Origin of the sequence: Lysinibacillus sp. NPDC056185 (assembly GCF_047737915.1) — a bacterium.
Classification (GTDB): Bacteria; Bacillota; Bacilli; order Bacillales_A; family Planococcaceae; genus Lysinibacillus.
The window spans coordinates 102,265-113,070 of sequence record NZ_JBLLLQ010000017.1; the positions used below are offsets into that span (position 1 = coordinate 102,265).

Annotated in this window: 12 protein-coding genes; 6 read left to right on the plus strand and 6 right to left on the minus strand. The window is 32.9% G+C overall.

Annotated features, from left to right (window positions below):
• The first annotated feature begins 8 nt into the window (after positions 1–8).
• The gene (locus ACMZ42_RS16670) at positions 9–1,112 is read left to right on the plus strand and encodes a hypothetical protein (RefSeq protein WP_370080316.1); all 1,104 of its coding nucleotides are present in this window, start codon (positions 9–11) and stop codon (positions 1,110–1,112) included.
• Between the two features lie 477 nt (positions 1,113–1,589).
• Positions 1,590–2,795, plus strand: a complete 1,206-nt coding sequence (locus tag ACMZ42_RS16675) for an EAL domain-containing protein (RefSeq protein WP_370080205.1) — start codon at positions 1,590–1,592, stop codon at positions 2,793–2,795.
• Positions 2,796–3,099: 304 nt separating this feature from the next.
• Here ACMZ42_RS16675 and ACMZ42_RS16680 read toward each other — a convergent pair whose 3' ends face one another.
• From ACMZ42_RS16680 to ACMZ42_RS16695, 4 genes are all read right to left on the minus strand, one after another.
• Positions 3,100–3,249, minus strand: coding sequence for a hypothetical protein (locus tag ACMZ42_RS16680; RefSeq protein WP_370080203.1), 150 nt, complete (start codon positions 3,247–3,249; stop codon positions 3,100–3,102).
• A 134-nt stretch (positions 3,250–3,383) separates the two neighbouring features.
• Complete coding sequence (locus ACMZ42_RS16685) at positions 3,384–3,716, minus strand: hypothetical protein (protein WP_370080201.1); 333 nt, start codon at positions 3,714–3,716, stop codon at positions 3,384–3,386.
• A gap of 125 nt (positions 3,717–3,841) precedes the next feature.
• Positions 3,842–4,231 carry a hypothetical protein gene (locus ACMZ42_RS16690; RefSeq protein WP_370080199.1) on the minus strand — a complete coding sequence of 130 codons (390 nt, stop codon included), beginning with the start codon at positions 4,229–4,231 and terminating at the stop codon, positions 3,842–3,844.
• Between the two features lie 5 nt (positions 4,232–4,236).
• On the minus strand, positions 4,237–5,325 hold the full coding sequence (locus ACMZ42_RS16695; protein ID WP_415732087.1) for a hypothetical protein: 1,089 nt from the start codon (positions 5,323–5,325) through the stop codon (positions 4,237–4,239).
• A 512-nt stretch (positions 5,326–5,837) separates the two neighbouring features.
• Here ACMZ42_RS16695 and ACMZ42_RS16700 point away from each other — a divergent pair.
• Positions 5,838–6,761, plus strand: coding sequence for a serine hydrolase domain-containing protein (locus ACMZ42_RS16700; RefSeq protein WP_415732088.1), 924 nt, complete (start codon positions 5,838–5,840; stop codon positions 6,759–6,761).
• Positions 6,762–6,949: 188 nt separating this feature from the next.
• Here the strand turns inward: ACMZ42_RS16700 and ACMZ42_RS16705 are convergent, their stop codons facing one another.
• Positions 6,950–7,249, minus strand: a complete 300-nt coding sequence (locus ACMZ42_RS16705) for a hypothetical protein (RefSeq protein WP_415732089.1) — start codon at positions 7,247–7,249, stop codon at positions 6,950–6,952.
• Positions 7,249–7,548, minus strand: coding sequence for a DUF2089 family protein (locus ACMZ42_RS16710; protein ID WP_370080191.1), 300 nt, complete (start codon positions 7,546–7,548; stop codon positions 7,249–7,251). Before ACMZ42_RS16710 ends, ACMZ42_RS16705 begins: the two co-directional genes overlap by 1 nt.
• A gap of 604 nt (positions 7,549–8,152) precedes the next feature.
• Between ACMZ42_RS16710 and ACMZ42_RS16715 the strand changes: the two genes are divergently transcribed.
• The 3 genes from ACMZ42_RS16715 to ACMZ42_RS16725 form a co-directional block, all read left to right on the plus strand.
• Entirely contained in the window at positions 8,153–8,845 is a 693-nt protein-coding gene (locus ACMZ42_RS16715) for an SDR family oxidoreductase (RefSeq protein WP_415732090.1), read from the plus strand.
• 177 nt (positions 8,846–9,022) lie between these two features.
• Positions 9,023–9,634, plus strand: coding sequence for a flavin reductase family protein (locus ACMZ42_RS16720; protein WP_415732091.1), 612 nt, complete (start codon positions 9,023–9,025; stop codon positions 9,632–9,634).
• A gap of 198 nt (positions 9,635–9,832) precedes the next feature.
• On the plus strand, positions 9,833–10,806 hold a 974-nt coding region (locus ACMZ42_RS16725; protein WP_415732092.1), incomplete at its 3' end, for a serine hydrolase domain-containing protein.

Here is a 10,806-nt window from a genome sequence, read left to right on the forward strand (position 1 = left end):
GACTAATGATGCCAACGCAAGATGCTGAAAATGCTAAACAAGTAAAGCTTGATTTTGACGCTGAGTGTCCATCATGTAGTGCATCCATTGAATTTAACCCAGCAACTGGAAAGCTGACATGTCCTTATTGTGGCTATGAAACTGAAATTGCAGCCCCAGAGAAGCAAGAGGAAAAAGTTGCCCAGGAAATGGATTTTGCAATGGCTGAAGAACGTGGGAATTTTAACTGGGGTGTTGAGAAAAAAACAGTCATTTGTAAATCCTGTGCGGCAGAAACGATTTATGATGCATTACAGGTAGCTGATAGTTGCCCATACTGTGGTTCTAATCAGGTTATGGAGGCTAGTGCTGAAAATACGCTAGCCCCGAACGGAGTATGCGCATTTGAAATAACAGATAAGCAAGCGGGAGAGAACTTCAAAAGTTGGATTAAGGGAAAATGGTTTACACCGAGAGCAGCAAAGGATAGTGCAAAGCCTGATTCATTTAAAGGGGTTTATCTTCCTTATTGGACCTTTGACACGAAAACAAGCTCAAGGTATTCTGCAAGATACGGTAGACATCGCACAGTTACAGATAAAGATGGAAATACTCGAACTGAAACAGACTGGTATTCTACAAGTGGTTTTTATCAGGAATTTATTGATGATCATTTAATAAGTGCGACAATCCGTTATGATCGTAATATGATGAGAAAAATAGAACCCTTTAATTTACTCAATAATAAAGCCTATAAGCCGGAATATGTATCAGGATTTTTATCAGAACGCTACAGTATTGGTTTACAGGACGGGTGGAGTCAGGCGAAGAGGGAAATTTCTAATCATCTGAATGCACAAATTACCTCAAAAATACGTTGGGAACATAATGCGGATGTAGTATCCAATTTACATTTCTCAACAACTCATGATGATATTACATACAAATATCTAATGTTGCCGATTTGGCTTTCTTCATTCCGTTACAAAGAGAAAATTTATCGATTTATGGTAAATGGACAAACAGGTCGAGTAGGTGGGGATGCCCCAATTTCACCACTTCGTGTAACAATTGCTGTTATTCTATCTTTAATTACAATTGCGATTATTTGGTATTTCTTTATGTCAGAATAGTCATGAGCAGTATTCCTGTAGGGTATAATCCATACTTTGGAATACTGCTTTTTTACTGTAGTGGGTGAACGGCTGAATTATTTTAGGATATAGGATGAAAAACTTTAGTTATCTTGGCTTTCACATTGAATTGTTGCATAAGTTATAATGATAAAGGAATTCTGAGGGAGTTTTTTTACACAGCAATACATGAAAAATTTAGTGAATGCATAAAGAGTGACGCTAAATAAAAATAAGCGTACTTAAGCAACCTATTTTGCGAGAAAATCGTTATTAGTGATGAATTGTCAGAAAAAAATAAATCAGTTAGGTGGAAGTTTGTTAAATTTCAGAACAGATTTATTCCATAAAATAACGCCATGTGAAGTTGCCAATTTTCTTTAAACAAATTATTATACAGTCAGAGAGCTTTTTTCATGTAATGAGCTGTGAATGTAATGTTATTCTTGGATAACATCATGTATGGAGGTTTCGACAATGGATGCAATTGAAGTTTTAACAAATTTAGATCAAATACATGGGTATTTTCAACCTATTTTTAGCGCGGATGCGCATACGGTGATTGCCTACGAAATTTCCGGACAGTTACAAATCGAGGATCAACAAATTAATTTAAAAGATTTTGTGAATAATGAAGATATTCCAGAAGAGTATCGTATTGATATGGAACATAAAATTCTACATGCTGCATTAGCCAAAGTAGAAGAAATCGGGCAAGATATTGATATTTATATTCCTAGTAATCCGAACTTATTGATGCAGGATTTTGGTGAAAGTCATTTTAATATTATTCAACAATATATAAGTGAAGAGGATTTACATCGTATTGTATTAGTTGTTTCTGAGCATCGTTTTTTAGGTGATATTCAAAAGCTGCACCATGCAGTACGTTACTTTACGACTTTTGGTGTCAAAATTGCCGTTCAGGAAGTGGGAGCGGAGAGTCATTTAGAGCACATTGCTTTATTATCACCACAAATTTTAAAGGTCAATATTCAAGACTTAAATTATGATTCTTGGTCTGCACAGTCTGATATGATATCAGCAATAGGTAGTCTTGCTTATAAAATTGGCGCAAATCTTTTATTCGAAGGAATCGAAACTGTGTATCAATTGCAGTTTGCTTGGAAGAATGGAGGCCGATTTTATCAGGGGCGATACTTGGCAAACCCTGCAATAACATTCGTAGAGAAGGATATTTTAAAGGAACGTTTTAAGGAAGAGTGCCAGCAGTTTATTACCTCTGAAAAGAAAATTCTAGAGGCGCAATATTTCGAGTTGAAAAAGCTGAGAGAGGAGCTAGAAGCGATTGTCCATCGTGTCAAACCTTCTAGTGACAACACCACACTTTTAGAGCATTTAGCGCAGCTATTGGATAGTTATTCGTTCCGAGTATATATTTGTAATGAAGACGGCTTCCAACTTTCTCCAAACGTAATGCGTATAGATGGACAGTGGGAATTGCAGCCAAGAGCCATCAATAAAAACTGGAGTTGGCGCCCATACTTCCTACAAACAATCATTAAAATGCGCAACGATCAAAGCGGAGAAATCTCAGAGCTATATCGAGATATCGAGACAGGGGAAATTACAAGAACATTTTCTATTGCTATTAACGAGCATGAATATTTGTTCGTCGATCTTTCGTATGATTACCTATACGAACATAATATATTTAGATAGTACTACAAATGCTTATATATCAAGGTTTAATGGGTACAAGATTAACTTGTACCCCACTTTGTACCCGAAATTTGAGTAAAAAGAGAATCACAATGATGAAAGAATTTTAGAACTCTAATCGTTTTGATTTTGTTCAAGAATGGAAAATCAGATATGCAATAGAACATATTATGATAGCAGAACTAGAAAATGTTTTGATTCTTGTTAGTAATAATCGTGTTATTCATATACATACAGATAACGTTAAAAAAAATTAAAGAAAAGCCACTCATTTTAAAAATAATGAGTGGCTTTCTTCTGTTAATTATTGTAAATTAATCATGCCTGTTTCAGTGCCGAAAATACCTGTTTGCACTTGTAGTTGTAGATCTTTCATAATAGAACCATTACTAATAATGTTGTCATTGCCTTTATTTGACCCTCGTTTTGAAGTACGTTTATGACCCTTTTCCACTAGAACATCCGCTGACAGTGACTCACAATAGAAATATTCACGCCATTGATCGACCCGTTTTCTTCTGGAGGCTTTGTTTTCACAAATATATTTAAGGGGTACAAAAATAATTTGTACCCCTGTTTAGTCTCTTATTATTTTAAAGGAATTCCAAGTCCTAAAGCAGAAGCGATAGATACAATAGAGCTAATAACACCTAGTATACTAGTTAATTTCTCTAATGGTTTTTTAGCTTTCTCTTTATCTCCATTTTCTATATGAGTTTGAAGGAGTTCAAAATTAGCCTCTGCAATCTCTCGTTGTTCTTCAGCTAGGTGTTGAATTTCATCGTGAAGCTGTTGTAAAGCATTGATAATGTCATTAGGCAAGCTAGCTATCCCTTGATTGAGTGTACCATTGTTTTCAATAGTTATATTACCTTTGTTTTCTCCAAAAGTTAAACCACCATATTTACTAGAATCACCCATATAACCATCTCCTAAGATAATAGTAACTTTCCCAAGCTTGGATACTTTCTCTAATAATTGATCGGAATTTTCTTCGGCTAAAATATCGATAATTTCTCTTAAACTCTCAGGTTTATTTTGTTTACTTAACCCGACATTTTCCGTTTTGTTATTAATTTTTTTTTTGAAAAACTTTGTCTGAAATCATCACTTAATTCGATTATTGGAATAGCGTTTAAAGGATCGAAGTAATTTTCTGTACCACAATACTTGCAAGGAATGGAATCAATATTTTCAAGTTCAGATTTATTAGCAGTTAAAATACTTCTACTACATTCCTCGCATTGAAATTCTAATTTTATAACGAGCGCTTCTTTTTTTTCTAATTCAGATAATGTATCAATAACTACTCCAAGAGGTAAGTTAGTTATTTTTGCAATATAACTATGGTAAAATTTTTCAATCTTACTGATAGCAATTGCCTCAAGTGCATTATCTATTTTTTGAGAAATTTCCCATGGCTTTAAATTGCTCAATACTTTTACCTCGCAGAATAAATTTGGTAAATCAATTTTTCTCTAATATAATCCAATACAGGTTCAGACGCAAATACATTGAACTTAAATGTTTTTGTATTAACGCCGATTCGAATAGAATATTCTTGTTTGACTCCACCAATACTATGTTCAAATAGTATAGATCCTTTTTGTTTGGATAGGTAAGGTTCTAAATAATTGTATAATGGTAAACCTCGTAGTTCTCTAATACTACCTAATCCTATTGTTTCAAGACCACTTAAAAGTAACAACGTAAAAGGTGTTGTTTCTAAAATGCCAGTAATATCTTCGCTATTTAAATTTTGCTCTAGAACTGATAATTCACCACTAGTATAGTATTCGTCAATTGCAGAAAGTATACTCACAATTGATTGACCCTGTGTTTCTTCAAATGTATTTACTGATCCTGCTGGTCTTCCTGTAGCATCAATAAGCCTTCCTTGAAGGTTATCAGCTAAAGACTCAAGAGTACCCCCGTATCTCTCTAACAAATCATACTGTTTGAATTCGTATTCATCCTCGACAATTTTAGTTAACAAAGCAATAATTTTTTTGGCAACAGCTGAACTTGCTCGTACTTCAATTATTCCCGTACTTTCATCTATATAAACTGTTGTAATTTCATGCTTAATGTATTCTCTTCGGTTAGTTAAATAGTAATCAACATTAACCCCAGTTCTATGAATAAATCTTAAATAATATGCTTGTGAATCTTGGATTTCAGCTGCAGCAATAATGGTAGGATCAGTAGGAACATTTTTGCTATTTGGTGTAACTACTGTTTCGAAAGGGTTAAATGGCATTTTATTAATTATACTTTGTTTAAATCCTGTTAAATCAGTTTTATTTGTTGCCTGGTACCAAGCTAAAGAAACTGCTCCAGAGAAAATATTATTGCTTATCATTTTAAGAACATCGCCTTCAATATGCTCAAAAGAGTCCCAAACTCTACTTGCTAATTCATTTACATTGCCGGTTGTTTCTAAAGTCATTTTATTACAAATCTCTTTGAGATGAGTTTTGCTTAATTTATGCAAGTCTTGGGGGAAAATTAAAGATTTAATTGTATTCATTTAACACCCTCCAGAATTATATTCTGTGTTCGATGAAATTATGTCATTTTATTAATAAATATAATAGTATATGTATTGAATACCCAAAAAATAACATAAAAGTGTTGATTGACATGGAAGTAAGAATGAATTGGAACTTTTATGCGTCGAAATGAATAAAAACATTATAGTTCTTTATTCTCTTTTGTTGTCTGAGGTTTTTAAAAGAAATAACTACTACTGATTAGGGAGTAGTTGGTATTAGTTTTCAATTCATTTTGTATGGCTTCCAAAAAGTGGGTGCTTTTATTAAGTGCTCTCATCTTTTTTTAGGCTGTTTTCGAAATGATTGCGCTATTCAACTACGGAGTAGGTTAGTTTAACAGTGTTGTTTAAGTTGTGTTCAACAATCGGGCCATTTAATTGAATAACTCCTTTGATAAAATTAATGAATTTATGTTAAAATTTAGGTTAAATTATAAACTGATGTACATAAACTAATGACGCAATTTAGTGGAGGAGGGATTATATGTATGAGTGAAATATCTTTTAATGAGTTAGAGAAGAAAGTGAAGAAGATTAAAATTGAAGGTTTTGTCATTTATAAAGGAAATACACGGATCTTTGAATATTTAAAGAATAAAAAAGTCGTAAAAAATCAGACAAAGGTTTATTCCATTACAAAAAGTATTGTGTCTATATTAATTGGAATTATGGTCGATAAAGGGCTAATAAAAAACATTCATGAACCTATTTATAACTACTTTCCGGAAATATTAGAGTTCAATGACCCAATGAAAGAGGAAATCACATTATTTCATTTGCTGACTATGACTTCGGGGTTACAAGTAGGAAAATTCCAAAGTTCAAAAAACTGGGTTAAATTCATACTAGAACAACCAGTTATATATAGACCAGGTTCAACCTTTGAATATAATAGTGGAAACTCTCATTTACTAAGCGCGATCATCCAAAAAGTTTCTGGAGGTTCTACCGCCTCATTTGCTGAAGAATTTCTATTCCATCCATTAGGGATAAAAAAATACATATGGGTAAAGGACCCGCAAGGAATTCACGAGGGTGGCTTTAGTATTTCATTAAATTTAGAAGACATGGTGAAGTTTGGATTTTTATTACTTAACGAAGGGCAATTTAAATCAAATCAAGTGATTTCATCTAACTGGATCCACGAGGCAAAAAAACCATATAAACAATTTGAAGCAGAAGAAGACAGAACAGCTGGATATGGTTATGGTTATCAGCTATGGACTTGTGAAATTACTAATAGTAACAACAAAATTGAATATTACTATGCCAATGGCTTATACGGACAATATATATTTATTGTTCCGAAGTTAAATATTATGGCTGTGGCAAAAAGCTATCTACAAGATGACCATTCCTCTGCACCGAAACTCTTTTTCGAAGAACTTTTACGTAGTTGGAAGGATGAATGAGACATTTAAACAAATGAAAAGGAGGAATCACTATCTTGATATTCCACAATCGGGCGCTTTAGTTAAATATTCGATTTACGAAATATCAAACATAAAAACAGAGTTGATTCTACACATTTTGTAGATTAACTCAGTTTTTATGTTTTAATAGCAACAATCTTCAAATATGCTCTAAATTTTTATGTTCCTCAATTTATATCATGTAACTTCATTTTTTCTAATTCTTTTTTTCTTTTATTTTTTAGAGATTCTCTTCCTCTAGCCCAGATTCCTAATAAAACTGCTGGACCAACAACTGCAACCTTAAAGAGTGTATAAGTATTGAATTTATCCATTCCGTTATACCACCATCCAAAAATAATAACTAAATACACAACTGGTACAATTGCTCCCCAGTAAACGTTAGTTCTTCTAGATAAATAAAATTGAGTTCCTAATATTACTATGGCTATTAAAATGGCTATTAACCATTTATACATTGGATCCATTATCCTTCATTCCTTTCGTCTTTATATTTATCAATAATCAATTTTGCCGTCTCTAAACTCAACCGTTCATCAATTACCAAATTTTTAATCATATTTACAAACTCGACGTCTTCTGTTTTGCTATTCAGTTCAATTTTTTTAATTAATGTATCTAATTTAGTCCTTACTGTCGGATATGATACACCATAAATTTTAGATATATTCTTTAAAGACCCAGAATTAATTATAAATTTTCTTATAAATTCAACAGATTCTTTATCTAAAGACAAAATCCAAGCTGGTACTTCATCACGGTTCACATTTTCCCCTCCCTTTTTAATAATATTAAATAATGGTTAAATAAAATTCAAGTATACATTAACATTATTCATTTGTTTTAAGGTTATTTTAAGCTAATCGCTTTTTAAGACACGGAAACTTTTCGTTAGGTTAATGTTAGGTTTGTCGTTTATTTTTTTATTATCAACAAAGGAAGGGATTTCGATAAAAACACCCGTTAGCCATCCATGAAGCACAAAAATCAGCACTTCACCACAGAAAATGAAAGATGATTAAGTTCTTTCATGGGAGTTGAAGAGTGATTGTAAATAGACAAACTATTAGCTGGTTTAGTTGAAGAATATAGCCAAACCATAAGCAACAGCTTTTCTCAAAGATTGTTGCTGTTAATATAAAAAGACGGATTCAATCTACAGAATATGTAGAATTGATCTATTTCTGTTTGTTTTGAGATTTCGCAAATCGAATATTTAAGTCAAGCCATGTTAGTTTAACAAAGTTTAAAATTATCCCTGACGTAATATCTTTTGAAACATTCTTGGTTGATGTTTTTCAAAAAAACGTTCCTCTTATTGATAGGAGTTCCTATTCTGGTATAATTAACTGTGAGAGAGGATGATTAATATGAGCAAAAATATCGTTGTTATAACAGGGGCTGGCAGTGGTTTAGGTGCAGCACTTGCTAAAAAATATTCGTCTTTAGGCAATCACATTTGTTTACTCGGTCGAACGAAATCAAAGCTTGAGGATACGGCTAAAGCTTTAACCAATGGCTATTCTATTTATGAGGTTGATGTTACTTCGAAACAAATGGTCGCTCAAGTAATTCATTCTATCCAAGAGGATTTTGGATCAATTCAGTTATTTATTAATAATGCTGGTGTTGGCTATTTTGATAAAGCTGAAAACTTGAATGAGGATTCAGTTCATCAAATGATTGATATTAACCTAAAAGGAACAATTTTTTGCACACAAGAAGTGCTAAAAGGTATGAAAGAACGCAATGAAGGAACAATCGTCAATATCGTTTCTACAGCTGGTCTAGAAGGAAAAGTAACGGAATCTGTTTATTGTGCTAGTAAATTTGGTGTACGTGGATTTACAGAAAGTCTAGCACTAGAATTAAGAGAAACATCTATTCATGTATGTGCTGTATACATGGGTGGTATGAGCACAGAATTTTGGGACGGGATATTTACTGAGGAAAAAACTAAGACATTAATGAATCCTAATGACATCGCGGATATTATTATGGAGAATATTAAACCGAGAAAAGCGTTAGCAGTAACTGAGGTTGTTATTAAAAATAAACGATAACGAAATGGATATGACCAGGCACTTCAATTAATGTTGAGCCTGGTCATTTTCCATTTCATTTAATATTTAAATTGCTAAGGTACAGTATATGTCTTAAAACGCAATCTATATTTCGATGAAAATTGAAATATCTATCTTGTACTATGAAAATTGAAAGTACAGATAGGAGGAGAGAAAATGACTCAAATTGCTAAAACAGAAATGATTAATCCAAAAATTCTATACTACGGGACACCTGTGATATTATTAACTACACTAAATGAAGATGACACAGTAAATATTAGCCCTCTTTCATCATCATGGGTGTTAGGGGATTGTATTATTTTAGGAATTGGGCTTGGGGGAAAGGCTATTGAAAATTTAGAACGACATCCTGAATGTGTCATTAATGTCCCAGATCATTCATTATGGGAGAATGTAGAAAAATTAGCCCCTTTTACAGGGAAAAACCCCGTTCCTGAATATAAGAGAGCGAATGGATTTACATTTGAAAAAGAAAAATATAAAATTAGTAATTTAACGCCAACCGATTCTAAATCAGTAAAGCCTACAAGAATTGCAGAGTGTCCATTTCAACTTGAGGCAAGAGTAAAACATATTCGAATTCCTGATTATGCTCCCTTTTTTGCTATTGTTGAGGCACAAGTAATACATGTACATGCTCATAAGGAGATTATAGTTAAAGAAAATTATATTGATCCAAATAAATGGAGCCCACTTATTTATAATTTCCGCCATTATTTTGGACTTGGACATCAGCTGGGGAAAGCTTTAAGGGCAGAAATTTAATTTGCTAATCTTTAACAAAGATCAGTTCTCTTTTTAGAATGGGAATCTGGTCTTTTGGTGTTTATTAAGATTCTAAGTTACAAAACTGTCATATTGAGATGTTTTTATTAATGTAAAACGATGGTTGTGGTATTAATTCCTTGTTATAGTTAAATTAAGGAATTTAATAACCTTGTACCAGCTTAAAGGAGAAATGAAATGAAGCCATCATTAAAAATCTACACGCTTCTAATTGCTATGATTGTTGCCTTTTATAGTTTAACGCCAACAATCGTAAATGCAGACTCAAATGAAAAAATTCAAAAGATTGATCAATTTGTTAAAGAGCAAAAGGAGATTAGTAAAATTCCAGGAATATCGTTAGTAATTGTAGAAAAGGGGAAAACGGTTTATGAAAAAGGCTTTGGATACGCTGATATTCAGTCAAAAACACCTGTTACCTCTAATACATTATTTGAACTAGGATCTACATCGAAAGCATTCACGGGACTAGCCATTCTAAAATTGGAGCGGGAAGGCTTACTAAAACGTTCGGATGATATCCAAAAGTATATCCCATGGTTTGAGTTAAAATATAATGGCAAGCCTCAGTCAATTACTATTAATCAGTTACTGTATCATACAAGTGGAATAGCTACTAGCACTATTTCTAATATCCCGAAAAGTAACGAAACGAATGCTCTTGAGTTAACTGTGAAAAAATTGCTTGATCAGCCATTAAATAGACAACCAGGTAGCTCATTTGAATACGCAACAATCAATTATGATGTTTTGGGACTCGTTATTGAAAAGGTTTCAAAACAACCCTTTGATACGTATATCAAACAGCAAATATTAAAGCCAATCTCTATGAATGATACATTTGTTGGAATTCATCAAGTTAAATCTAATGAGATGGCCACGGGATATAAAATAGGACTGATGAGAGTGCAGGAATATACACCACCGATCTACCGTGGAAATGTACCTGCAGGTTATGTAATAAGTAACACAAGCGATATAGCAAAATGGTTAAAGCTACAGTTAGGAACTAGCCAAATTGATTCGATTGATCATAAAATTATTCAAGAATCGCATATCCCAGATTTATCTGTAGAGACTTTCGATAAGGACACATACTATGCAAGTGGATGGGGAGTTATGGGAAAAGAAGAACAATATATATCCCATGC